The organism is Pseudomonas moorei (assembly GCF_008801475.1).
In the GTDB taxonomy this organism is placed as follows: Bacteria; Pseudomonadota; Gammaproteobacteria; order Pseudomonadales; family Pseudomonadaceae; genus Aquipseudomonas; species Aquipseudomonas moorei.
In genome coordinates, this window is sequence record NZ_VZPP01000008.1 from 60,742 (window position 1) to 83,726 (window position 22,985).

General features: G+C 61.6%; 20 protein-coding genes and 1 tRNA gene. 14 read left to right on the forward strand and 7 right to left on the reverse strand.

Going from position 1 to position 22,985, the window contains the following annotated elements; genetic code table 11:
* Positions 1–405 precede the first annotated feature (405 nt).
* The 7 genes from F7R06_RS16510 to F7R06_RS16540 all read left to right on the forward strand — a co-directional run bounded on the left by F7R06_RS16510 (position 406) and on the right by F7R06_RS16540 (position 8,563).
* Positions 406–1,338, forward strand: a complete 933-nt coding sequence (locus F7R06_RS16510) for a LysR substrate-binding domain-containing protein (RefSeq protein WP_090323344.1) — start codon at positions 406–408, stop codon at positions 1,336–1,338.
* 173 nt (positions 1,339–1,511) lie between these two features.
* Positions 1,512–2,936, forward strand: a complete 1,425-nt coding sequence (aldA, locus tag F7R06_RS16515; RefSeq protein ID WP_090323342.1) for an aldehyde dehydrogenase — start codon at positions 1,512–1,514, stop codon at positions 2,934–2,936.
* A gap of 84 nt (positions 2,937–3,020) precedes the next feature.
* On the forward strand, positions 3,021–4,337 hold the full coding sequence (locus F7R06_RS16520; protein ID WP_090323340.1) for an MFS transporter: 1,317 nt from the start codon (positions 3,021–3,023) through the stop codon (positions 4,335–4,337).
* A 1-nt stretch (position 4,338) separates the two neighbouring features.
* Positions 4,339–5,556 carry a mandelate racemase/muconate lactonizing enzyme family protein gene (locus F7R06_RS16525; protein WP_090323339.1) on the forward strand — a complete coding sequence of 406 codons (1,218 nt, stop codon included), beginning with the start codon at positions 4,339–4,341 and terminating at the stop codon, positions 5,554–5,556.
* Between the two features lie 153 nt (positions 5,557–5,709).
* Complete coding sequence (locus tag F7R06_RS16530; protein ID WP_090323338.1) at positions 5,710–7,317, forward strand: GMC family oxidoreductase; 1,608 nt, start codon at positions 5,710–5,712, stop codon at positions 7,315–7,317.
* 113 nt (positions 7,318–7,430) lie between these two features.
* On the forward strand, positions 7,431–7,841 hold the full coding sequence (locus F7R06_RS16535) for a response regulator (protein ID WP_090323336.1): 411 nt from the start codon (positions 7,431–7,433) through the stop codon (positions 7,839–7,841).
* A gap of 53 nt (positions 7,842–7,894) precedes the next feature.
* Positions 7,895–8,563, forward strand: coding sequence for an HAD-IA family hydrolase (locus F7R06_RS16540; RefSeq protein ID WP_090323335.1), 669 nt, complete (start codon positions 7,895–7,897; stop codon positions 8,561–8,563).
* A gap of 118 nt (positions 8,564–8,681) precedes the next feature.
* Here the strand turns inward: F7R06_RS16540 and F7R06_RS16545 are convergent, their stop codons facing one another.
* Both F7R06_RS16545 and F7R06_RS16550 read right to left on the reverse strand, forming a co-directional pair.
* Complete coding sequence (locus F7R06_RS16545) at positions 8,682–9,749, reverse strand: alpha/beta fold hydrolase (protein WP_090323334.1); 1,068 nt, start codon at positions 9,747–9,749, stop codon at positions 8,682–8,684.
* A 158-nt stretch (positions 9,750–9,907) separates the two neighbouring features.
* Entirely contained in the window at positions 9,908–10,318 is a 411-nt protein-coding gene (locus F7R06_RS16550) for a (R)-mandelonitrile lyase (protein ID WP_090323332.1), read from the reverse strand.
* A gap of 324 nt (positions 10,319–10,642) precedes the next feature.
* Between F7R06_RS16550 and F7R06_RS16555 the strand changes: the two genes are divergently transcribed.
* Positions 10,643–10,717 (forward strand) — tRNA-Gln (locus tag F7R06_RS16555).
* A 344-nt stretch (positions 10,718–11,061) separates the two neighbouring features.
* Positions 11,062–12,162, forward strand: a complete 1,101-nt coding sequence (locus F7R06_RS16560; RefSeq protein WP_090323331.1) for a polyamine ABC transporter substrate-binding protein — start codon at positions 11,062–11,064, stop codon at positions 12,160–12,162.
* A gap of 65 nt (positions 12,163–12,227) precedes the next feature.
* On the opposite strand, the gene F7R06_RS16565 is transcribed toward F7R06_RS16560, so the two are convergent.
* Entirely contained in the window at positions 12,228–12,506 is a 279-nt protein-coding gene (locus tag F7R06_RS16565; protein WP_090323329.1) for a Rho-binding antiterminator, read from the reverse strand.
* Between the two features lie 194 nt (positions 12,507–12,700).
* On the opposite strand from F7R06_RS16565, the gene F7R06_RS16570 reads away from it, so the two are divergent.
* The 4 genes from F7R06_RS16570 (at position 12,701) to F7R06_RS16585 (ending at position 16,241) form a co-directional block, all read left to right on the forward strand.
* Positions 12,701–13,921 carry a helix-turn-helix domain-containing protein gene (locus tag F7R06_RS16570; protein ID WP_090323327.1) on the forward strand — a complete coding sequence of 407 codons (1,221 nt, stop codon included), beginning with the start codon at positions 12,701–12,703 and terminating at the stop codon, positions 13,919–13,921.
* Between the two features lie 35 nt (positions 13,922–13,956).
* On the forward strand, positions 13,957–14,589 hold the full coding sequence (locus tag F7R06_RS16575; protein WP_090323326.1) for a Vgb family protein: 633 nt from the start codon (positions 13,957–13,959) through the stop codon (positions 14,587–14,589).
* 178 nt (positions 14,590–14,767) lie between these two features.
* The gene (locus tag F7R06_RS16580; protein WP_090323324.1) at positions 14,768–15,475 is read left to right on the forward strand and encodes a TetR/AcrR family transcriptional regulator; all 708 of its coding nucleotides are present in this window, start codon (positions 14,768–14,770) and stop codon (positions 15,473–15,475) included.
* Positions 15,465–16,241, forward strand: a complete 777-nt coding sequence (locus F7R06_RS16585) for a pyrroline-5-carboxylate reductase family protein (protein WP_090323323.1) — start codon at positions 15,465–15,467, stop codon at positions 16,239–16,241. Before F7R06_RS16580 ends, F7R06_RS16585 begins: the two co-directional genes overlap by 11 nt.
* Before the next feature lie 63 nt (positions 16,242–16,304).
* Here the strand turns inward: F7R06_RS16585 and F7R06_RS16590 are convergent, their stop codons facing one another.
* Positions 16,305–18,341 (reverse strand): NADH:flavin oxidoreductase, encoded by a 2,037-nt coding sequence (locus F7R06_RS16590; RefSeq protein WP_090327419.1) that lies wholly within the window; start codon positions 18,339–18,341, stop codon positions 16,305–16,307.
* A gap of 252 nt (positions 18,342–18,593) precedes the next feature.
* On the opposite strand from F7R06_RS16590, the gene F7R06_RS16595 reads away from it, so the two are divergent.
* A complete protein-coding gene (locus F7R06_RS16595) occupies positions 18,594–19,502 on the forward strand; it encodes a glycine betaine ABC transporter substrate-binding protein (protein ID WP_090323321.1) in 909 nt (302 codons plus the stop codon).
* Positions 19,503–19,634: 132 nt separating this feature from the next.
* Here the strand turns inward: F7R06_RS16595 and F7R06_RS16600 are convergent, their stop codons facing one another.
* From F7R06_RS16600 to F7R06_RS16610, 3 genes are all read right to left on the reverse strand, one after another.
* Complete coding sequence (locus tag F7R06_RS16600; protein ID WP_090323320.1) at positions 19,635–20,579, reverse strand: DMT family transporter; 945 nt, start codon at positions 20,577–20,579, stop codon at positions 19,635–19,637.
* An 80-nt stretch (positions 20,580–20,659) separates the two neighbouring features.
* Positions 20,660–21,385 carry a helix-turn-helix transcriptional regulator gene (locus F7R06_RS16605; protein ID WP_090323318.1) on the reverse strand — a complete coding sequence of 242 codons (726 nt, stop codon included), beginning with the start codon at positions 21,383–21,385 and terminating at the stop codon, positions 20,660–20,662.
* Between the two features lie 270 nt (positions 21,386–21,655).
* Complete coding sequence (locus tag F7R06_RS16610) at positions 21,656–22,978, reverse strand: ABC transporter ATP-binding protein (protein WP_090323316.1); 1,323 nt, start codon at positions 22,976–22,978, stop codon at positions 21,656–21,658.
* Positions 22,979–22,985: the final 7 nt, after the last annotated feature.

Here is a 22,985-nt window from a genome sequence, read left to right on the forward strand (position 1 = left end):
AAGGGGGAGGAGGGAGCAGGTGAGGTAAGGCATTGGGGCAGTTCTCATGTTGTTTTTATTAGAGATGCCATCAGTTTTGTCACCGGGGAAAAGATCGACAAACGATTAATTCAGCGAGCAAACGTTCGATAAACGCATGTTACTGGCGCAACGCTAGGTCAGCGCCTGAAATAGACGGGTGAAAGACAGCCCCTGTGGGAGTGAGTTTGCTCGCGATTGCGCTGTGCCAATCGACTTTTATGTGTCAGATACTCCGCTTTCGCGAGCAGGCTCGCTTCCACAGACAAGCCATCTGCGGGATGTGGAAATTGTCCGACACAACACAAAAACGCATGTTGCTCGGGAAATTTTCTCCAAGGCATGGGATGCTTTGCCCCTGGTCAGCCTTCCACGAGTGCCTTTTTCATGAAACGCAAAATGCCCGGCCTGAATGCCCTCAAAGCCTTCGAAGTGGCCGGTAGCACGGGCAGCTTCACCCGGGCCGCCGAGTTGCTCAATGTCACCCAGAGCGCGGTCAGCCGGCAGGTGCGTCAGCTCGAAGAACAGTTGGGCGAGCACCTGCTGGAGCGTCGTCACCATCACCTCGAATTGACCAGCGCCGGGCGGATTCTGCTGCGGGCGTTGCATCAGTCCTTCGACAAGATCGAGTTGACGGTGCGCAGCATCCAGCAGAAAACCCATGCCAATCGCCTGCACATCAATGCGCCGCCGACCTTCACCCATCGCTGGCTGATGCCGCGCCTGGGCAGGCTGCGCGAGCAGCACCCGGACCTGGAATTGAGCATCACCACGCGGTTGCAGGACAGCCTGGCGGAAACCAGCACCCTGGATTGCGCGATCCGTTTTGGCGATGGCGAGTGGGATGGCCTGGACAGTTCGCTGCTGTTCCAGGAACGCCACATCGCGGTCTGCACGCCATCGCTGTATGCGCGGGAGTGGACCGAGCAGGGCATCGACCTCAACCGCTTGACGCTGCTGCACGTGCTGGCCCGGGAAGACCAGCGCTACCTGACCTGGAAGCACTGGCTGGACGCCGCCCGCATCACCGGCGTCGACACCCAGGGCGGTTATGAATTCGATTTGCTGGACCTGGCGATCCGCGCGGCCGTCGATGGCCTGGGCATCACCATTGCCGACTGGCACATGGTGGCTTCGGAACTGGCGGCCGGTCAGTTGACCCAGGTGCTCAACGTGCATGTCGACGGGCACCAGTCCTATTGGCTGGTGACCCGGCCGGAGCAGACGCAGATGCCGCAATTGCAGGCGTTCAGCCAGTGGTTGCAGGAGGAAATCTGGTTGGCGCAGCGGCAGTTGGAGCCCTCAACCGCCGCCATTTGAAACACCACCAATCCCTTGTGGGAGCGAGCAGGCTCGCTCCCACAAGGGATCTCCATCGTTTGTGGAGTAACCTGCATTTTTAGAATGTTACACCGCTCAATAAATCGTTTGTTCAACACGAGCCGTATGCCAAAACTGCTCGAACTGGATAAAAACAACGATGGGCGATTCACATGCGACTCGAGCGAAACTTTATTAATGGTCAATTCATTGAGCCGGCCAGCGCTTCGCTGATTGCGGTCTACGACCCGGCGACCGAAGAACAGGTCGGTCAGGTCTCGGCTGCCACCGCCGATGAAGCCACATTGGCCGTCGAAGCGGCGGCCGCCGCGCAGAAAAGCTGGGGCCAACTGACCAGCATCGAACGCGCCGAACACCTGCGCTCCTTTGCCGACGCTCTTGAAACCCGCGCCGAAAGCATCGGCGAAGCCCTGGCCGCCGAGTCCGGCAAGAGCCTGGCCGACGCCAGCAACGAAGCGCGCTACGCGGCACAGATCACCCGCTATCACGCCGAATGGGCGCGCCGCATCGAAGGCGAGATCATTCCCAGCGACACCCCCGACGAAAACCTGTTCCTGCACCGCGAACCGATTGGCGTGGTCGCGTGCCTGATTCCGTTCAACTACCCGGTCTATACCCTGCTGCGCAAAATCGCCCCGGCGCTGATTGCCGGCAACACCGTGGTCGTGCGCCCGAGCAACAACACACCGATCTCGGCCTTCGAAATCGCCAGGGCGGTGCAGCAATCCGGAATGCCTGCGGGCGTGGTCAACATCCTGACCATGGATCACGCCACCGCCGCCGTGGTTTGTACCCATAAGGCCGTGGGGCTGATCACCTTGACCGGCAGCGTCAACGCCGGTCGCATCGTGCTCGACTACTGCAAGGCCAATATCGCCAAGCCGTCCCTGGAACTGGGCGGCAAGACCCCGGCCATCATCGAAGCCGACGCCGACCTCGAAGCGGCCGCCACGGCGATCGTCGCCTCCAAGACCACCCACTGCGGCCAGTTGTGCACGGCGGTAGAGCGGGTCTACGTGCAGGAAAGCGTCCACGACCAATTCCTCGCCTTGCTCAAGGCAAAAATCAGTGCCGTGGCATTCGGCGACCGGGCCAAGGAGCCAGGCTTCATGGGGCCACTGGTCAACGCCAGCTCGCAACAGAACATTCATGCCATGGTCCAGCGCGCCATCGCCGACGGTGCGGTGCTGGAAACCGGTGGCGTATTGCCTGAAGGCAAGGGCCATTTCTACCCGCCGACCCTGCTCAGCCACTGCCGCCAGGACATGGAAATCATCCAGGAAGAAATCTTCGGTCCGGTGCTGCCGGTGCTCAAGTACCGCGACATCGACGAAGCCCTGGCCATGGCCAACGACCACCAGTTTGGCCTGGCCTCGGTGCTTTATACCGAGAACTACCGCACCACCATGAAAGTCGCCAACGCCATTGAGGCGGGCGAGCTGTACATCAATCGCACCCCGGCCGATCCGTACCAGGGCTTCCATGCCGGCTGGAAACGTTCCGGCCTGGGCGGTGATGACGGCAAGCACGGCATGCTCGAATTCACCCAGACCCGTCTGGTGGTGATGAAGTACTGATTCACCCGTAACACGCCTCACGCTGTCTCTATAAAAACAATTAACAGGGACGCCCGGACCCACCGGGCGCCCGAGGTTTACTCGATGTCCAAGCATGCACCTACTGCTGCCGCTGTTCAGGGTTCGAACGCGGGTTCAAAAAGCCACAGTGACAAGGGAAGTCGCTATGTCCAACTGATGCTGCTGGTACTGGCCGCCGGTGCGATCTACCCGATCCTGTACCTGCGCCAGGTCTACCAGACCACCATGCTCGACGTGTTCCACATCAACCACAGCGAGCTGGGTTACCTGTACTCGATGCTCGGCACGATCTTCCTGCTCAGCTACTTGCCCAGTGGCTGGCTGGCCGACCGTGTTGCGCCGCGCTTCCTGATTTTCTTCTCGCTGGTCGCCACCGGAGCCTTGGGCCTGTGGTACTCCACGGCGCCATCGATGACCGGCCTGATGATCATCTTCGGTTGCTGGGGGCTGACCACCGGCCTGACCTTCTGGGCCTCGGTGCTCAAGCGGGTGAAGATGATTGCCCATCACTCCGAGCAGGGCCGTTTCTTCGGCATCCTCGACGGCGGTCGCGGCCTGGTGGAAGCCTTGCTGGCAACCGTTGCCCTGGGCTTGTTCGCCTTTGCCACCGAAACCCGTGGCGAGTCGGCAGCCGAAGGCTTCAAGCACGTGGTCTACCTCTATGCCTTCACCTGTATCGCCATCGGCTGTGTGCTGGTGCTGATCAAGGACCCGAAGTCGATGGAGGACACCGCGGCGGTGGAGAAGGGCAAGTTCAACCTGCTCAGCGACCTGGCCACGCTGGTGAAAATCCCCGAGCTGTGGCTGGTCACCGCCATCGTGTTCTGCGGTTACCACATCTTCTGGGCCACCTACAGCTTCTCCGACTACCTGCAGGGCGGCGGCATGACCGCGGTCATGGCCGGCACCATCACCACCATCAAGCTGTGGATGCGTCCCATCGGCGGCATCGGCGGGGGCTGGCTGGGTGACAAGTTCTCGAACATTTCGGTGCTGGTCGTGGCGCTGTTGCTGGCCACGCTGGCGATGGTCGGCCTGATCGTGTTCCCGGCGCTCAACAGCATGGGCCTGCTGATCGGCACGGTGATCTTCATCGGCCTGATGACCTACGCCATTCGCGGCCTGTACTGGGCGATCCTCGACACCTGCAACATTCCGCTGCGCATCACCGGCCTGGCCATCGGCATTGTCTCGGTGGTGGGTTACCTGCCGGATGCCTTCATTCCGTTGATCAATGGCTACCTCACCGAACATTTCCCCGGTGCCTTTGGTTACAAGCTGTATTTCGGCTACATCGCGTTCGTCGGCCTGCTCGGGACCCTGGCGGCCCTGACCCTGCGTGCACGTATCCATCGTCAATCTTTGAAAACAGGTGCCTGAGATGAAAATCGTCGCCCTTGAAACCCACATTGTTGCCGTACCACCACCGCACGTTGGCGGCATGTACTGGCTGTTCGTCAAGATCAAGACCGACTGCGGCATCGAAGGCGTGGGTGAAATCTACGCCGCGACCTTCGGCCCCAAGGCCATGCTGCCCATCATCGAAGACGTGTTCGAACGCTACCTGCTCAACCAGGACCCGCACCACATCGAGCGCTTCTTCCGCCAGGCGTACTCCAGCGGTTTCACCCAGCGTCCGGACCTGACCATGATGGGCGTGGTCAGCGGCCTGGAGATGGCCTGCTGGGACATCATCGGCAAAGCGGCGAACAAGCCGGTGTACGAGTTGCTCGGCGGCAAGGTTCACGAACGCCTGCGGTCCTACACCTATCTGTACCCGGTCAACAGCCAGGGCGAGTACGACTACGACGACCCGGACCTGGCCGCCGAGTGCGCCATCGAGAACATGAACAAAGGCTTCACCGCCTTGAAATTCGATCCGGCCGGGCCGTACACCGCGTACTCCGGGCATCAGATTTCCCTGGAAGTGCTGGAGCGCTGCGAAACCTTCTGCCGCAAGATCCGCGAAGCGGTGGGTGACAAGTGCGACCTGCTGTTCGGCACCCACGGGCAAATGGTGCCGTCCTCGGCGATCCGCCTGGCCAAGCGCCTGGAGAAGTACGACCCGCTGTGGTTCGAAGAACCCGTGCCACCGGGCCAGGAAGAGGCCATGGCGCAAGTCGCGGCCAAGACCAGCATCCCGATTGCCACCGGTGAGCGCCTGACCACCAAGTACGAATTCTTCAAGCTGCTGCAGGCGGGCGGTGCGTCGATCCTGCAGATGAACGTCGCTCGCTGCGGCGGTCTGCTGGAAGCGAAGAAGATCGCCAGCATGGCCGAGGCCTATTACGCACAGATCGCCCCGCATCTCTACAACGGGCCGATTGGCGCCGCCGCGAGTTTCCAGCTGGCGACCTGCACGCCGAACTTCCTGATCCAGGAAAGCATCATGACCTGGGGCGGCTTCCATGCCGAAGTCCTGACCAAACCGTTGCAGTGGGAGGACGGCTACATCATCCCGTCCACCGAGCCGGGCCTTGGCGTGGAGCTGAACATGGATGTGGTGCGCAAGCATTCGCCGTACACCGGCGAGCGCTTGCACCTGCAGATGGCGCCGACCCCGGCTGACGTCAAGGACACATCGCCGGCCAAGGGCTGACGGGGACCTTCTGTAGGAGCGAGCTTGCTCGCGATGGATCCGAGAACGCCGCGGGGCGTCAGATGCGCCGCGTTATCGTTGACCCCCATCGCGAGCAAGCGCGCTCCAACAAAGAACCGTTTTTTTGAATAACGACTTACGCGGTAACCGTGCATGACATACGACTACATCATCGCTGGCGCTGGCGCCGCAGGCTGCGTGTTGGCCAATCGCCTCTCGGCCTCCGGGAAACACACGGTACTGCTGCTGGAAGCGGGCGGAAAGGACAGTTCCCTGTGGTTCAAGATCCCGGTCGGCTTCGCCAAAATGTATTACAACCCGACCTTCAACTGGATGTACTACAGCAAGCCGCAAAAACAGTTGGGTAACCGCGAAATCTACGCCCCGCGCGGCAAGGTGCAGGGTGGTTCGGGCTCGATCAACGCGATGATCTACGTGCGCGGCCAGGCCCACGATTTCGACGATTGGGCGGCCAACGGTAACGACGGCTGGGGCTTCAAGGACGTGCTGCCGTACTTCCGCAAACTGGAAAATCATCCGCTGGGCGACAGCGAGTACCACGGCGGCAGCGGCCCGATCAGCATCACCCCGATGAAGGGCCAGACCCACCCGATCTGCGACGTGTTCCTCGAGGGCTGCAAGGAGCTGGGTTACCCGCACAGCGACGATTTCAACGGGCCGAAGTTCGAAGGCGCGGGGATCTATGACGTCAACACCCGCGACGGCCAGCGTTGCTCCAGCAGCTTTGCGCATCTGCATCCGGCATTGAGCCGGCCGAACCTGACCATCGAGCATTACGCCCTGGTCGATCGGGTGTTGTTCGAGAACGGCCGTGCGACGGGAGTTTCCGTCACCCAGCACGGCGTGACCCGGACCTTTATCGCCAACAAGGAAGTGATCCTCTGCGCCGGCGCCGTGGACACACCGAAGATTCTGCAATTGTCCGGTGTGGCCGATCAGGCGCTGCTGGCCAGGCACAACATCCCCTTGGTCAAGCATCTGCCGGCGGTCGGGCAGAACCTGCAAGACCACCTGTGCGCCAGCTATTACTACAAGGCCAATATCCCGACGCTCAACGATGAGCTCAGTTCGCTGTTCGGCCAGTTCAAGCTCGGCCTGCAATACCTGTTCACCCGCAAGGGCGCCCTGGCGATGAGCGTCAATCAGGCCGGCGGTTTCTTCCGTGGCGATGAGCAGCAGGCCAATCCCAACCTGCAGTTGTACTTCAACCCGCTGTCGTACCAGATCCCGAAAAACAACAAGGCCAGCCTCAAGCCCGAGCCGTATTCCGGCTTCCTGTTGTGCTTCAATCCGTGCCGGCCAACCAGTCGCGGGCATATCGAGATTGCCTCGAAAAACCCTCGGGATGCGGCGTTGATCGACCCCAACTACCTGAGCACGCAAAAGGACATCGACGAGGTGATCCAGGGCAGTCGGCTGATGCGCAAGATCATGCAGGCACCAGCCCTCAAGGGCATCACGGTCGAAGAAGTGTTGCCAGGCCCGGCGGTTGAAACCGACGAGCAGATGCTGCAGTACTTCCGCGACAACAGCGGCTCGATTTATCACCTGTGCGGTTCCTGCGCCATGGGGGCGGACACTCAGACGTCGGTGGTGGACAAGCGCCTGAAGGTGCATGGCCTCGATGGCCTGCGGATCGTCGATGCGTCGATTTTCCCCAACGTAACCTCCGGCAACACCCATGCCGCCGTGCTGATGGTGGCGGAGAAGGGCGCTGATCTGATCCTGCAGGACGCCTGACTTTAGCGTTTACCTGTATCAAAAATGAATTTCCGCCGTTTCCGCTGCTCCTACCTGTAGGCAGCGGAATTGAGCCCGCACATTCATTGAGACAATCAGGGAGCGGCACGGTCATGAGTCGAGTACCGACAGCGGGCGAACACCTTCCTGGCGGGTTGATCCTGGTGGTCGAGGATGACCCGCTGATTCTGGAGTTTCTCTGTGAAGTCCTGCAGGACGAAGGCTTTGTGGTGCAGCCGCAGACCAGTGCGGACGCTGCATCCCGGTACCTGGAACAGCATGCGCAGAATGTGCGGATGCTGCTGACGGATATCACCATGCCAGGCAAGCTCAATGGCGCGGACCTGGCCAACCTGTTCGGCGATCGCTGGCCGGGCAAACCGATCATGATCATGTCCGGCTATGAAACCCCCGAAAGCTCGGGCGTGCGGCACGCGGTTTCGTTCATCAAGAAACCCTGGGCGCTGGGACAGTTGCTGGACTGTGTACAAAACGCATTGCAGGGTAATCCTCCGTTGCATTGATCCTGTACATTGGCCGTCACACCCGCCAGATCCTTTAGACAGGAAGGACCGCCTTGTCCGCTCAATCCTCTGTTTTCCATAACCCGTACCGCGCCTTTCTGTTCGATATGGACGGCACCGTACTGACTTCCATCGCGGCCGCCGAGCGCGTCTGGGCGACCTGGGCCGAGCGTCACGGCGTCGATGTCGAGACCTTCCTGCCCACCATCCACGGTGCCCGTGCCATCGACACGATCAAGCGCCTGGCGTTACCCGGTGTCGATGCCGAAGCCGAAGCGGCGTGGATCACCCAGGCGGAACTCGAGGATGTCGACGGGGTGGAAGAGGTGGTCGGCGCGGCGTTGTTTCTCCAGTCTTTGCCGGCGCAGCAATGGGCCATTGTCACGTCCGCGCCGAGGGCGCTGGCCTTGCGCCGAATGGCCGCAGCCGGGATCCCCGAGCCACAGGTGATGGTCACGGCCGAGGACGTCAGCGCGGGCAAACCAGATCCGGCGGGTTATCGCTTGGCGGCCCGGCGGTTGGGGGTCGAGATCACCGAGTGCCTGGTGTTCGAAGATGCCACGGTGGGGATTCTCGCCGCCGAAGCGGCAGGGGCGGATTTGCTGATCATCACGGCCACCCATGAACAACCGATCGACATCCAGCACCCGACCTTGGCCGGTTATGACGTGGTGGCCGTTTCTGTGGATGCCGCCAGTCTGATTCGCCTGCGCACACGCTGACGGGGTTGCAGGCGCTGGCTTGTCGGAACGCCGCCCGGATAAACGCGGCGCACCTGAGTCCATCGCCAGCAAGCTGGCTCCTGCACGTTACACAACCTCGCCTATACCGGCTCGTTCATCAAAGATGATCGGCATCAATCACTGCCTTGGCGAACGCCTGTGGATCTTCCTGGGGCAGGTTGTGGCCGATGCCGCCGTTGATCAGACGGAACTCGTACTTGCCGGTAAAGCGCTTGGCGTAATCCTCGGGGGCCGGGTGCGGCGCGCCGTTGGCATCGCCTTCCAGGGTGATGGTCGGCACGCCAATGGACGGCGCGGTGGCCAGCTTCTGCTCCAGGGCTTCGTAGCGGGATTCACCCTGAACCAGGCCCAGGCGCCAGCGGTAGTTGAACACGGTGATGTCGACGTGGTCGGGGTTTTCCAGCGCCTTGGCGCTGCGGTCGAACGTGGCGTCATCGAACGCCCATTTCGGCGACGCCGTTTGCCAGATCAACTTGGCGAAATCGTGGGTGTTTTTCTCGTAACCGGCACGACCGCGGTCGGTGGCGAAGTAAAACTGGTACCACCACTGCAATTCAGCCTTGGGCGGTAGCGGGTTCTTGCCGGCCGCCTGGTTACCGATCAGATAGCCACTGACAGACACCAACGCCTTGACCCGTTCCGGCCACAGCGCCGAGACAATGTCAGCCGAGCGCGCACCCCAATCGTAGCCACCGAGCACGGCTTGCTTGATCTTCAATGCATCCATGAAGTCGATGACGTCGCTGGCCAGCGCAGCCGGTTGACCATTGCGCAGGGTTTTATCGGACAGGAAATGCGTATCGCCATAACCCCGCGCATAGGGCATCAACACGCGATAGCCCTTGGCGGCCAGCAAAGGGGCGACCGCGTCGTAGCTGTGGATGTCGTACGGCCAGCCGTGCAGGAGAATCACCACCGGTCCGTCGGCCGGGCCCGTTTCAGCGTACGCGACGTTCAACAGCCCGGCGTTGACGTGCTTGAGCGGGCCGAACGGCGAGGGCGCCGCGTAGGTAGCGCTGGCCTCGGTCGCGGCTGGCTGAGCGGCGGCGGTCGATTGCGCGTGGGCCGTGCCGAGCGCGCCGAACAGGCTGAGGGCGAGGATCGACGCGCCGAACAGGTGACGGCGGGTTTTCCCGGTTTCGTGGTTCTGCAGTGCCATCGTCATGTGGATGTCTCCCTTGCAAGCCGTTGGTCAGGAGTTCTGGATGATCCCCTTCAAACCTTGCCTGCATTGGAACGCGGCGATGTATCTGGCCTGTGTCCGGTGCGCAGGCCAGATGCAAGCGGATGTATCGCGATGTCATCCGGATACACTGTGATACATCACGCCACGGGCGGACCGACGTTGTATTCCTCGTCCGTGACTTTTTCCATCCAGACCACACTCACACCGTCCAGCGCTTCCTGGACGCCGATGTGGGTCATCGAGGTGGTGGCGCTGGCACCGTGCCAGTGTTTGTGGTCAGGCGGGCACCAGATGACATCGCCGGCACGGATTTCCACGATCGGTTCGCCTTCACACTGGGTCCAGCCGCAGCCTGCGGTGACAATCAGCGTTTGCCCCAGCGGATGGGTATGCCAGGCGCTGCGGGCGCCGGGTTCAAAGGTGACGCTGACCACGGAAACCCGGGCGGGTGGCGGTGGGGCGTTGAGCGGGTCCATGCGCACGCTGCCGGTGAAGCAGGCTTCAGGGGCTTTTATCGAGGGCTGCGAGCCTACGCGCTTGAGGATCATGATCGGGTCCTATTGATAAATGAACAGGTGCGCCCGGGTTCAGTCATCTGCAGGGGGAATCGACGCTTTGATGACGACCCAGGGGGCATTCAGCACAGCCGTATCAATCTGCGCCTGCCCGCGGGCGAGCGCAACGTACGCGTCGGGTCATTCGGTGTGGAACGGCAAAAAACGCCGCCGAAGGTGTTGCGTTTATCCTTGTTTAATAATAACTGGCTGTTTTCAAACAAATATTTTCTGTTTGGGCTTCACAGGTGCAACGAAAGTTGATAAATTTCCGCCCACTCTCGCACAGGGCCTCACGGGGCTTTAAGTCGCAGATACAGGGGCGTCGCCAAGCGGTAAGGCAGCAGGTTTTGATCCTGCCATGCGTTGGTTCGAATCCAGCCGCCCCTGCCATATTCCTGATGTTCATTCAGTTGCAACTCAGTCGGCAGCTTGAGAATGATCATGAAAAAACGCCAGTCCGAATCGGTCTGGCGTTTTTTTTGTCCGCGATAAAACCCTCCGTTGCCCATCCTTCGTCCCCTCCCGCGGCCACCGATAATGGCCATTACGATCCCCTTTTGGCCAACGCCACGCTATGAAGCGTGCAGTCTGTCAGCAAAAATCGGAACCAGGCTGCCGACCCGGCGCCCCTCGAATCCATAACTAGAATCTTTGATCTTCCTTGCCCTTGGCTGTTTGCGGGCCGCTGCCGTCTCAAAACATAAAAACCAGAGCTGACATTGGGGAACTGATCCATGGACACTATGAAACGCATTTTGGGCGCCACGGTGTGTGGGCTGACGTTGCTGGCCAGCGCCGTGCACGCCGAACAGCGCGAGTTGAGGGTGTACAACTGGGCGGACTACATCCTGCCGTCCGTGCCCAAGGACTTCGCCGCGCAAAGCGGCATCAAAGTCACCTGGGACACCTTTGACACCAACGAGTCCCTGGAAGCCAAGCTGCTGACCGGCAACTCCGGGTACGACCTGGTGGTGCCGTCGAACCAGTTCATCGAAACCCAGATCAAGGCTGGCGTGTTCCAGAAGCTGGACAAGTCCAGGCTGCCCAACTGGAAGCACCAGGACCCGGCACTGCTCAAGTTGCTGGACAAGAACGACCCCGGCAACCAGTACGGCGTGCCCTATATGTACGGCACCGTGTTGATCGGCTTCAACCCGGCCAAGGTCAAGGCTGCGTTGGGTGAGAACGCACCCGTGGACAGCTGGGATCTGGTGTTCAAGCCCGAGAACATGGAAAAGCTCAAGTCCTGCGGCGTGGCCATGCTCGACTCGCCGTCGGAAATCCTGCCCCTGGCCCTTCATTACCTGGGGCTGGACCCGAACAGCCAGAACCCGGACGACTACGAAAAAGCCAAGGCACTGATGCTGAAGATTCGGCCTTACGTCACCTACTTCAACTCCGCCAAATACATGACCGACATCGCCAACGGCGACATTTGCGTGGCCATCGGGTACTCCGGCAGCTTCTACCAGTTCGGCAATCGCGCCAAAGAAGCGGGCAACGGCGTGGTCGTGGATTGGCGCCTGCCGAAGGAGGGGGCGCCAATCTGGTTCGATACCTTCGCCATTCCCAAAAGCGCGAAGAACGTCGAAGAAGCCCACGCGTTTCTCAACAATTTGCTGGACCCGAAAGTCATCGCCCCCATCAGTGACTTCCTGGGGTATCCGAACGCCAACAAGGATTCGCTTGCCCTGATCAACAAGGACATCACCGGCAACCCCGACCTGACGCCGACCCCCGACGCCCTGAAGACCCTCTATGTCGTGCAGCCGTTGCCGCAGAAGCTGGAGCGGGTGCGCACCCGGGTCTGGACCAGCATCAAGTCGGACAAGTAGCCGATCCACGGTGGGAGCGGGGCGGGGCGCTCCCACCTCGGCCCGTCGCTTGCGGCAACCCGACCCTAGAACGTGCAGACGGCATCGGAAAACACCACCCGGCCAAACTGCGCATTCGCATCCAGGGGGGTGATGGCCAGCAATTGGTCCAGGCGAATCTCCTGTTGAGCGTCATCCGTCTGCAGCAGGATGAACTCTTCCTTCTCGCTCGAGGTGCGCGTGGTCAGTGCCTTGGCCACCAGGCGTGCGCCGTCCTTCAACTCGATGTCCAGTCGATAACCGCGCATGCAGGCGATTTCGAGATAGTCATAGAGGTCGCAACTCATGGGCTGGTATTCGTTCATGTCGATTCTCCTGGCAACGCAGCGGTTCGATTGAGCATAGACAGGGCGAGTCAGTAACGATAACGCGTGTGGTCTGGAAAAACGCGGCGTACTGAAGTCCATCGCCAGCGGGCTGGCTCCTACAGGACTGTGCCGTGAGATAGACTCACCCCGGGTCTTCTGAACGCAGGAGTGACACGCGTGGCAGGATTGCAATGGATTCGCTGATCACCGCTGCGGCGCAAGCGCTGGCGGCGGGTGACCCGCTTGGTGCGCTGGACCGGGTGGCGTTGCGCGAGGATGCACCGGCGCTGGCGCTGCGTGGTATCGCCATGGCGCAACTGGGCGATCTGGCGCGGGCCAGGGCACTGGTGCGCAGGGCGGCGCGGGCCTTCGGGCCGAAAGAGGCGGTGGCGCGGGCGCGCTGCGTGGTCGCTGAGGCGGAGATCGCGCTGGCCTCGCGGGAGCTTGGCTGGCCGGTGAAGGCGCTCGACGCCGCGCGGGTCACGCTGGTGGCCCACGGCGATTCCGTCAACGCGGCCCATGCGCGCTATCTGCAGATCCGCCGCTTGCTGCTGATCGGACAGCTCGATGAGGCGCAGGCATTGCTCGCGGACCTCGATCCGGCAATCCTGCCTCCCGCATTGCGGGCCACCCATGAACTGGTGGTGGCGGGAATTGCGATGCGCTGTCTGCGTTCCCAAGCGGCACGGGCGGCGCTCGTCAGGGCCGAACTCGCCGCCCGCCAGTCGGGCATTCCCGCGCTGTGCGCTGAAGTCGACAGCGCGGCACTTTTGCTCAACAGTCCCGCCGCGTGCTTAATCTCCCAAGGCGAACCACGACCCCTGTTGCTCGACGAAGTGCAAGCGCTGCTGGCCTCGACATCGTTGGTGGTCGACGGCTGCCGCTCTGTCGTGCGCAGCGCGGGCATGTCGGTTTCCCTGGCCACGCGTCCGATCCTCTTCACCCTGCTGCGAACCCTTGCCGAAGCCTGGCCGGCGGACGTGTCGCGGGAAACACTGATCGCCAAGGCCTTTCGCCTGAAGCTCAGCGATGAATCCCACCGGGCCCGTTTGCGCGTGGAAATCGGCCGCCTGCGCGCGGCACTGAAACCCCTCGCCAGCGTGACCGCCAGCAAACGCGGATTTGCCCTGGTCCCCCAGGTTTCAACCGATGTGGTGTTGCTCATGCCAGCGGTCGAAGCGCGACATGCCGCGGTGTTCGCCTTGCTCGCCGACGGTGAGGCCTGGTCGAGCTCGGCACTGGCACTGGCGTTGGGCAACAGCCAGCGCAGCGTGCAACGGGCACTCGACACACTGGCGACGGCGGGCAAGGTGCAGTCGTTTGGTCACGGCCGGGCACGGCGCTGGGTGACTGCGCCGGTGCCCGGTTTCGCGACGACCTTGTTACTCCCCGGACCGCCGCCCGGTGGCTAGGATGAACGCCACAACCCCTAGCGAGGAACACCCTCATGAAACAGTCAGCCGCCGAAATCCTCCGTGAATATGGTCCCTTTGCCGATGTCGATAAGGTGCACGGCCTGACCTGGGACGGCCGGCAGGTATGGTTTGCCAGCGGAGAAAAAATCAATGCCCTCGACCCCGACACCGGCAAGACCCTGCGCTCGATCGACGTTGCCGCCCACGCCGGCACCGCCTTCGATGGTGAGCACCTGTTCCAGATTGCCGAGGACCGCATCCAGAAAATCGACCCGCATACCGGCCGGATACTCGGCACCATCCCGGCCCCCGGTGGCGGCAATGACTCAGGCCTGACCTGGGCCGAAGGCACCCTGTGGGTGGGGCAGTATCAGGCGCGGAAAATCCATCAGATCGACCCCGAGAACGGCGCGATTCTGCGCACCATCGAGTCCAACCGGTTCGTCACTGGAGTGACCTGGGTTGAAGGCGACCTGTGGCATGGCACCTGGGAAGCCGAAGAGAGCGAACTGCGCCGCGTCGATCCGCATTCGGGCGAAGTCCTCGAAAGCCTGAAGATGCCGGCCGGTATCGGCGTGTCGGGGCTTGAGTCCGATGGTGGCGAGCGGTTCTTTTGCGGCGGTGGCATGAGCGGGAAGGTGAGGGTGGTGCGCCGGCCTTCCTGATATTTTCGTCTACGAGTCGGGCTTGGTGATCCTGGGAAAAGATCATCAAGCCCGAGTGCCTCTATCTGCACACAGCATCCCGCTGTCCTGAAAATGTACGCCTATGTACAGGTCGTGTACGCCATGGATTCCGAGGTGTACAGTTGAGCGCAATTCTCAGGTAAAGGCGCCAGCCAAGATGTCGCAGACAGGAAAGGGCAAAACCAAGGCTCAGGATGCAGGATGGCGGGGTTCGGTCGATGGCTGGCTGGACGCCGCCTACGATGCGTTGAAGGAATCCGGTGTCGATGCGGTGCGGGTGATGCCGCTGGCCAAGCGCCTGAATTTGTCGCGCACCAGCTTCTATTGGTTCTACGAAGATCGCGAGCAATTGCTGGCGGCACTGCTGGCCCGCTGGCGGGACAAGAACAGTGGCGGCCTGGTCGGGCAGTGCGAGAGTTATGCCGAGAGTATTTGCGAAGCGATCCTCAACGTCTTCGAGTGCTGGTTGAACCCCGAGCTGTTCGACTCGCAATTCGAATTCGCCGTGCGCAGCTGGGCGCTGCAATCGGCGGAGGTCACCGCCGAAATTGCCCTGGCCGATGAGGCGCGCATCAATGCCCTGACCGCGATGTTTCGCCGGTTCGGCTACGAAGCCGAGGCCGCCGACGCGAGGGCCAGGACGATCTACCTGACGCAGATCGGCTACATCTCGATGAAAACCAGCGAGGACATCGTGGTGCGTTTTCGCCGCATCCCGCAGTACGTCACCGTGTTTACCGGCAAGGCACCGAAGCGGCGTGAACTGGATCGTTTCTTCGGCAAGTTCGGTTACGCGGAAAAAGAACCCGGCGTGTTCGGTCCGCTGGTTGAAACCATCGAGGAGCCGGCAGCCGATGAACAATAGAACCCTGGGCATCATTGGCGGTACCGGCTGGCTGGGCCGCGCGATCGCCGAGGCGCTGCTCGACAGCGGTTTCATCGAGCCTGCCGCGCTGCTCATTTCCAACCGCTCGGGCCGCAGCACGTTGCGACCGGACGTGCGGGTGCTGGCCGATAACCAACAGTTGGTGGCGCTCAGCGATGTGCTGGTGCTGTCGATTCGGCCGGAGCAGTTTCGTGAACTGCGGATCGACGCCAGCGGCAAACAGGTGATTTCCCTCATGGCCGGGATCCCGGCCGCCGTCATCAGCGCCGCCACCGGTGCGCAAACGGTGGTGCGGGCCATGCCGAATGCGGCCGTGGAGATCAGGCAGTCGTACACCCCGTGGTACAGCACCGGCGCGCTTGGCGACATGGATCGTCAGTGGCTGCAGCAGTTGTTCGAATGCGTGGGCGCGGCGGATGAAGTGCCGAACGAAGACTGCATTGATTACCTCAGTGCGTTGTCCGGCACCGGGCCGGCGTTCCCCGCCTTGCTGCACCAGGCGCTGGCGAGTCAGGCGGTGGCGGCGGGCATTCCCCATGACATTGCCCAGCGTGCCGCCCGAGGCGTGGTGGTCGGAGGCGGGCAGATGCTTGCCAGTCGTGATCCGCTGCAAATGATCGAAGCGCTGATGGCTTACCGTGGTGTGACGGCGGCGGCCTTGCAGTCGATGAGCGAACAGGGCATTGATGCCATCGTCGGTCGGGCCTTGCAGGCCGGCGCGGAGGTTGCGCGGCGGGGGATGTAGCGAATTCCGATAAAGGCTCTGTGGCGAGGGAGCTTGCTCCCTCGCCACAAGTGAATCGCAGGATCAGAGATCTTTCACCAGCCGCAACGCATCGTAGATCGCCGCATGGGTGTTGCGCGCGGCCACGGCGTCACCAATCCGGAACAGCTGGAATTGCCCCTGGGGATTGGTGACGATGTTTTGCGCCTTGCCGGCGATGAGGTCGTGCTGTTCCACCGCGCCGCCGTTGCTCGAATGCGGGCGAAGCTCGAAGTACAGATCGTCCAGGGGCAGGGTGCCGTGGTTGACCACCACCTGATCGACGATCCGCTGCTTGTGCACCTGGCCGTAATCGCTGCCGAAGGTCGCGAGCAGGCGACCATCGCGTTTCTCGACCGTCTCGACGCGGTAAGTCACGGTGAAGGTGACGTCCAGATCCTGCAGGCTGCGCATGTAGGGCACCAGGTTCATGGCCATGACTTCCGGTGCGAACGAACGGTCAGGCGTCACGATCTCCACGGTCGCGCCGCTTTTGGCGATGACTTCGGCCGCCTGCAACGCGGCATGGTCACCGGCATCGTCGAAGATCAATACATGGCGGCCGGGCTTGATGTCACCGGAAATGATGTCCCAGGTCGACACCACCAACTCGTTGCCCTGGGTCAGCATCTCAGTGTGGGGCAGGCCGCCGGTGGCGACAATCACCACGTCCGGTTCGTGGGCCAATACCGTGTCGGCTTCGGCCCAGGTGTTGAAGTGGAACTTGACCCCCAGGCGCTCGCACTGGGCCATGCGCCAGTCGATGATGCCGATCATTTCGCGGCGTCGCTCATTGAGGGCCGTCAGACGGATTTGCCCTCCGGGTTGATCGGCGGCCTCCAGCACCGTCACATCGTGCCCGCGTTCACCCGCGACCCGCGCCGCTTCCAGGCCCGCAGGGCCGCTGCCGATCACCAGGACTTTGCGCTTGACGGCAGCCTTGGGAATCTCGTGAGGCATGGTGGTTTCCCGGCCGGTCGCCGGGTTGTGGATGCAATAGGCCGCGCCGCCCTGATAGATGCGGTCCAGGCAGTAGTTGGCGCCCACGCAAGGGCGAATGTCTTCCTCACGCTTTTCGATGATCTTGCGCACGATGTGCGGGTCGGTCATGTGCGCCCGGGTCATGCCCACCATGTCGACCTTGCCCGAGGCAATCGCGTAGCGCGCAGTGGCCACGTCCGGAATCTTCGCGGCGTGGAAGGTCGGGAAACCGGTGGCCGAGCGAATTTCGCCGGCGAAATCCAGGTGCGGTGAATTGCGCATGCCCTGGATCGGGATGACATCGGTCAAACCGGCGTCGGTATCGATGTGGCCGCGCACCACATTGAGGAAGTCCACCAGCCCGCTGTCCTTGAGCATGTGCGAAACCTGCATGCCTTCGCTGGCATTGAAGCCCCCCGGCAGTTGCTCGTCACCGGTGTAACGCACGCCGAGCAGGAAGTCTTCGCCCACCCGCTGGCGAATGCCCCGCAGGATGTCGAAGGTAAAACGCATGCGGTTTTCCAGCGGACCGCCGTAGGGGCCGTCGAGTTCGTTGGTCAGCGGTGACCAGAACTGGTCCATCAAATGCCCGTAGGCCTGCAGTTCCAGGCCATCCATGCCGGCCGCCTTCATGCGTTCGGCCGCGTCCACGTAGTCCTTGATGATTCGCTCGATGTCCCAGTCTTCCATTTTTTTCGGGAAGGACCGGTGCGCGGCCTCGCGGTGGTGGGAAGGCGACACCACGGGCAGCCAGTCGGCCTTGTCCCAGCGGGTGCGCCGGCCCAGGTGCGTCAACTGGATCATCACCGCCGCGCCGTGTTCATGGCATTCGTCGGTCAGGTCCTTGAGCCATCCGACCACTTCGTCCTTGTAGGCCAGTACGTTGTTGAACACCGGCGGACTGTCGCGCGAGACCGCCGCGGAGCCGGCGGTCATGGTCAGGGCAACACCGGCCTTGGCACGTTCGACGTGATAGGCGCGATACAGGTCCTTGGGCATGCCGTCCACCGGATAGGCCGGTTCGTGGGAGGTGGTGATGATGCGGTTTCTGAGGGTCAGGTGCTTGATCGTGTACGGCTGCAGCAAGGGATCGCTGGACATGGTGGTGCGCTCCAAAGTGGGCTTCATCAGGCTCGGCGACTTGAAATTAGGATAACTGTACATGTGTGTCAATCCTTCATGACACAGGTGTACATTTTACTTGCGCGGGATAAAAGTCGTGGATAAGATCGGCGCACAAGGAGAAGGGATCGGTCAAACCGACCTGCCGCGCAAGGCTGCATTTTTCACGACCGTAAGGCCGTTCAAATTAAGACAAACCTGCCAATAACAACCAAAACAGGAAGACGCTTGATGAACGCTCATTCGCCGTATCGAAAAACAATCTGTGCCGGATTGATCAGTGTTGCGCTCGCCGCCGGCGCTGCGCTGGCGCAAGCCGCGGAACCCGCGCCGGTGCGTATAGGCTGGGTCAACTGGTCGGACACCGAGATCACCGTCAAGCTGGCCACCACGGCCCTGGAGGACCATCTCAAGCAGCCGGTGAAACTGGTCATGGCCGACATCGGCATCCAGTTCCAGGCGTTGGCCAACGGCAATATCGACCTGATCCCGATGGTCTGGCTGCCGAGCACCCACAAGGCCTTCTACGACAAGTACAAGGACAGACTCGAAGACCTCGGCGTGCTCTATGAAGGGCGGATCGGCATGGCCGTGCCCACCTCGATACCGGTCAGCGAGGTGGCCAGCGTCGAGGACCTGAACAAGCCCGAAGTCAGGGCGAAGTTCGACGGCAAGATCCTCACCTCAGAGGTGGGCAATGGCCAGTACAAGCTCACGGTCAAAGCCATCGACGAATACAAGCTCGACGGCTACAAACTGGTGGCGTCCTCGGAAACCGGCATGCTCAACGAGCTCGATCGCAACCTCAAGCGGGACAAATGGTCGTTGGTCAATGCCTGGAGCCCGCACTGGATGTTCTCCAAATGGTCGCTGCGTTACCTGGATGACCCCAAGCAAATCTTCGGTGGCGCCGAGCAGATCCACGCCATGGCCCGCAAGGGTTTCAGCCAGGAGTACCCGGAAGTGGTGTACTTCTTCGCTCACTACTCGATTCCCAGGGCCGACCTGGAAGCGCTGATGATGCAGTCGCGGCAGAGTTCTCCCGACAAGGTCGTCGCCGACTACTACGCCGCCAACAAGTCGCGCTTCGAAGCGATGTTCGAGGGCAGCGAGCAGAGGGTCAGCAGTCGGCAGCCTTGAGACCGCCTTCGCTGGCTTGCCGGTGAAGGCGTCCATGAGATCGCTATCGCCAGCAAGCCGGCTCACAGGATTAGTTGAAAACCGGCAGCAGGCGCACGTGTGGCCGATCGATCAAGTCGCAGAAAATCCGCGCTAAGTGGCCATGGAAGGTTGCGGCGCGCGATGACAATTCAGGCACCAAACGACGCCTGTCACCAGCAGTGCGATGGCGGCCAGCTCATACCCGTCGGGTAGCCGTTGCTCCCATAAAAAACCAAAAACGAGCGCCGCCAACGTTTCGATCACGAGCACTTGCCCACTGAGTGCCAACGGCAGGAGCCGGCTGGCCTGGTTCCAGCATGCCCCTCCCACCACCGACGACAAAAGTGCCACGCCACCGGCCACCATGAGCCAATGCAGACCCTCGGACGTACCCGGTGTGTCTGCCTGAAAACCGAATACCGGTACCGCCAACAGCAGTGATTGAGCACCGGTCACTACCCCGGTCAACAGTGCCCAGTCAGGGGAGGAGACGCCGGCCACTTGCACTAACCGCCGGGTATTGCTGACCGCGAACCAACTCCAGGTCAGCAATGCGCCTGACGCGCATAAAATCCCGGCGATGTTCGTCGATGTATCGTGCCTGTCGCCATTGATCAGTGCGTGCCAGCTGATCAGCACGACCCCCGCGACAGCGCAGCAAAGCGAAGGGAAGAGCTTTCGCAAGGAAACGGCGTTGGCGTCATGACGCCCGGCCAGGGTGACGAGCACCGGAATGAGCCCGACGATCAGGGACGTGGTAGCGATGCCCACCAACTGGACACCGGTGCCCACCAGTGCGTAGTAAACGAGGTTGCCGATCAGGCTCAGCCAGAAGAGCGATTTCCAGTCGGCGACGGTGAGACTGGCGCAGACACGCCTCCAGCGCGGCATGAGCAGGACGGCCGAGAGGGCGCCGTAGCACAGGAACCTCAGGACCGCGAACTGCAAGCCGCTCAACCCCGGCGTCAGCTGTGGGCCGAGGAAAATCACCCCCCAACACAGGCCCGCGCACACCCCGTAGCCGGCGCCCTTCAACAGTGATCGATCAGCAAACATTTCACCCGCGCCCCCACACCGCAAAGCCTGCAGTCTGGAGCGATTGATCCGGGAAATATTGTCGATAACTCCTGGCTTTTTTACCCAGGCTGTTTTTGAGCCTTGCGATAAACCGCCGGGGTTGTAGCGCTCACACGCTGCATGGCACGGGTCAGCGCCGCCTGATCGGAAAAACCGGCACGCAAGGCGATGTCCGCTATTGGTAATGCGGTGCCACGCAACCATCGTTGAGCTTCGTGAATGCGCAACTGCGTCAACCAGGCTTGAGGGCTCATCGCGAACAATTGCCGGAATCGCTGGTGGAGCTGGCTCATGCTCATGTTGGCTGCTTGAGCCATGGCCTCGTTGCTCCAGTTGGCGCCAGGGTTTGCGCGCAGACGGGCGATCAACTGCTCCATGGGCGACGAAAAGGCGGTATCCGAGCCGAGCGATGACAGCAGCAGGGGGGCCAGTTGGGAGGCACCGATGGACAGTTGCTCTTTACCGATCAACTCGGCGAATTCGATCAGACGCCGGGTCGCCGGGGGGATTGGCACGTATATTTGCCGGGCCAGACGCTCCATCTGGAGCGTTTCCAGCGTCGTCGCTGCACAGTCCAACACCAGAAAACGGCTATCAGCCTGAGCGAGCTGCGAGTGCACTGAGCCAGGCGCTACGAGCGCCGCCAGCGACGGATCGATGCAGCCCCCGCGACCGTCCACGTCTATTTCCATCCGACCACACAGCGGCAGTACCCATTGTGCAAAGTCATGGTGGTGGTGAGGGTTTTCCCCCTCGTAGCGTCGAACTTCAAGGCTTGGAAACATGGGTGCACCATTGCGGCTGTCTGGCGATTCTAGGTTTGGCGTTCCACCGTGCCCGTGCACCGCACGGGTATCAGCGTCAGACGTGGGGCAGCGGATTCTAGCACCTGCCGATCAACCCGTTAATCACGCAGGTTGGTGGCTGGACACTTGCGCAAGTAGGCAAAACCGGGCGCTTTATCTATGGCGCTGGTGAAGGGATCGGCGGTCCCAGGGCGTCTGGCAGACAGAATGCACCCTGTGTGGACGGCCGACCCTATGGCGTGGAAAGGGCTATACGCTGCCTTCTACATCGTCCAGGCTGAAGGTCTCGGTGTGGTCATCATAGGAGAAGATTTCAGCGTAACGCCCCCAGGTGATCACGCTCTCCAATGTTTTCTCCACAAACGCATCGGTCAGTGAATCCTCCAGTTCCTGCTCAAAACGCACCCGCGGCGCGCGGTGGCCGTTTCGTTCCTGCAAGACCTGGCGAATGCGCGCGGCCAGTGGCACGTGTTTGACCAGGTGTTCGGCAAACAGGGCTTTGCGTTCCTGGGTTCCGTAGTCAGCGAATAGCTTGCCGGCCTCGGTGAGGGTGATGTCCGCGCCCTTGAGTTCGGCAAAGCCCAGGTGCTCCAGCATTTCTGCGACCGGGAACAGGTCGTCCACCTCCAGCAAGCGCCGTTCTGCGACGTCGGGCAGGCCTGCTTCACCGTTATACGGCTCGGCCGCCAGCGTTTCGATCAGGCCGGCGATGAGGTTGGTGGAAACTTCCGGCAGCGGGCTGCCCATTTTCAGTTCGGCTTTGCCGGTGCTGGCATCGGCGCTGCGGCGGTCTGTCATCAAGGCATAGATGTCGTCGACCATTTGCCGAAAGGTCGGGTCCAGGCGGTTGCGCGGATGCTCGAAAGGCACTTTGATTTCGGCGACCACACGCCCTGGGTTTGATGACAGGACCAGAATGCGGTCGCACATCAAAACCGCTTCTTCGATGTTGTGGGTCACGATCAGGATGGATTTGATCGGCAGTTGCTTGCCGCTCCACAAGTCCAGCAGGTCAGTGCGTAGGGTCTCGGCGGTCAGCACGTCCAGTGCGGAAAAGGGCTCATCCATTAACAGCAGGGTGGGGTTCACCACCAGGGCGCGGGCAAATCCGACCCGTTGGCGCATGCCACCGGACAACTCCCGGGGGTAGGCGTTTTCGAACCCGTCGAGGCCGATCAGGTCAATCGCCGCCAGTGCGCGCTTGCGGGCAGCCTTGCGTTCGACCTGGAGCGCCTGAAGACCGGCTTCCACGTTTTCGAGGACCGTCAGCCAAGGGAACAGCGCAAAGGTCTGAAAGACCATCGCGACACCTTCGGCCGGCCCGGTGAGCAAGTCACCGTTGTAGCGAACTTCCCCCGACGACGGCGCTATCAGGCCGGCAATGATGCGCAGCAAGGTGGATTTGCCGGAACCCGAGCGGCCCAGCATGCCGACGATCTCGCCTTCTCGCAGGGTCAGGTCGACATCGCTGAGCACTTGCAACTCGTCCTTGCCCTTGCCAAACGCCCGGCTCACGTTGTTCAGCGCATAGATTTCGGGGGATGCCTGTGTGTGTTCTGTAAAGGTATTCATGACATCG

Excerpts from the sequence above, each read along its gene's own strand:
- F7R06_RS16520 (WP_090323340.1), top strand. The coding sequence starts at position 3,021 with ATGTCCAAGCATGCACCTACTGCTGCCGCTGTTCAGGGTTCGAACGCG.
- F7R06_RS16570 (WP_090323327.1), top strand. The coding sequence starts at position 12,701 with ATGGATTCGCTGATCACCGCTGCGGCGCAAGCGCTGGCGGCGGGTGAC.
- F7R06_RS16530 (WP_090323338.1), top strand. The coding sequence starts at position 5,710 with ATGACATACGACTACATCATCGCTGGCGCTGGCGCCGCAGGCTGCGTG.
- F7R06_RS16545 (WP_090323334.1), bottom strand. The coding sequence starts at position 9,749 with ATGACGATGGCACTGCAGAACCACGAAACCGGGAAAACCCGCCGTCAC.
- F7R06_RS16510 (WP_090323344.1), top strand. The coding sequence starts at position 406 with ATGAAACGCAAAATGCCCGGCCTGAATGCCCTCAAAGCCTTCGAAGTG.
- F7R06_RS16585 (WP_090323323.1), top strand. The coding sequence starts at position 15,465 with ATGAACAATAGAACCCTGGGCATCATTGGCGGTACCGGCTGGCTGGGC.
- F7R06_RS16580 (WP_090323324.1), top strand. The coding sequence starts at position 14,768 with ATGTCGCAGACAGGAAAGGGCAAAACCAAGGCTCAGGATGCAGGATGG.
- F7R06_RS16525 (WP_090323339.1), top strand. The coding sequence starts at position 4,339 with ATGAAAATCGTCGCCCTTGAAACCCACATTGTTGCCGTACCACCACCG.
- F7R06_RS16605 (WP_090323318.1), bottom strand. The coding sequence starts at position 21,385 with ATGTTTCCAAGCCTTGAAGTTCGACGCTACGAGGGGGAAAACCCTCAC.
- F7R06_RS16565 (WP_090323329.1), bottom strand. The coding sequence starts at position 12,506 with ATGAACGAATACCAGCCCATGAGTTGCGACCTCTATGACTATCTCGAA.
- aldA (WP_090323342.1), top strand. The coding sequence starts at position 1,512 with ATGCGACTCGAGCGAAACTTTATTAATGGTCAATTCATTGAGCCGGCC.
- F7R06_RS16575 (WP_090323326.1), top strand. The coding sequence starts at position 13,957 with ATGAAACAGTCAGCCGCCGAAATCCTCCGTGAATATGGTCCCTTTGCC.
- F7R06_RS16590 (WP_090327419.1), bottom strand. The coding sequence starts at position 18,341 with ATGTCCAGCGATCCCTTGCTGCAGCCGTACACGATCAAGCACCTGACC.
- F7R06_RS16535 (WP_090323336.1), top strand. The coding sequence starts at position 7,431 with ATGAGTCGAGTACCGACAGCGGGCGAACACCTTCCTGGCGGGTTGATC.
- F7R06_RS16600 (WP_090323320.1), bottom strand. The coding sequence starts at position 20,579 with ATGTTTGCTGATCGATCACTGTTGAAGGGCGCCGGCTACGGGGTGTGC.
- F7R06_RS16610 (WP_090323316.1), bottom strand. The coding sequence starts at position 22,978 with ATGAATACCTTTACAGAACACACACAGGCATCCCCCGAAATCTATGCG.
- F7R06_RS16550 (WP_090323332.1), bottom strand. The coding sequence starts at position 10,318 with ATGATCCTCAAGCGCGTAGGCTCGCAGCCCTCGATAAAAGCCCCTGAA.
- F7R06_RS16595 (WP_090323321.1), top strand. The coding sequence starts at position 18,594 with ATGAACGCTCATTCGCCGTATCGAAAAACAATCTGTGCCGGATTGATC.
- F7R06_RS16560 (WP_090323331.1), top strand. The coding sequence starts at position 11,062 with ATGGACACTATGAAACGCATTTTGGGCGCCACGGTGTGTGGGCTGACG.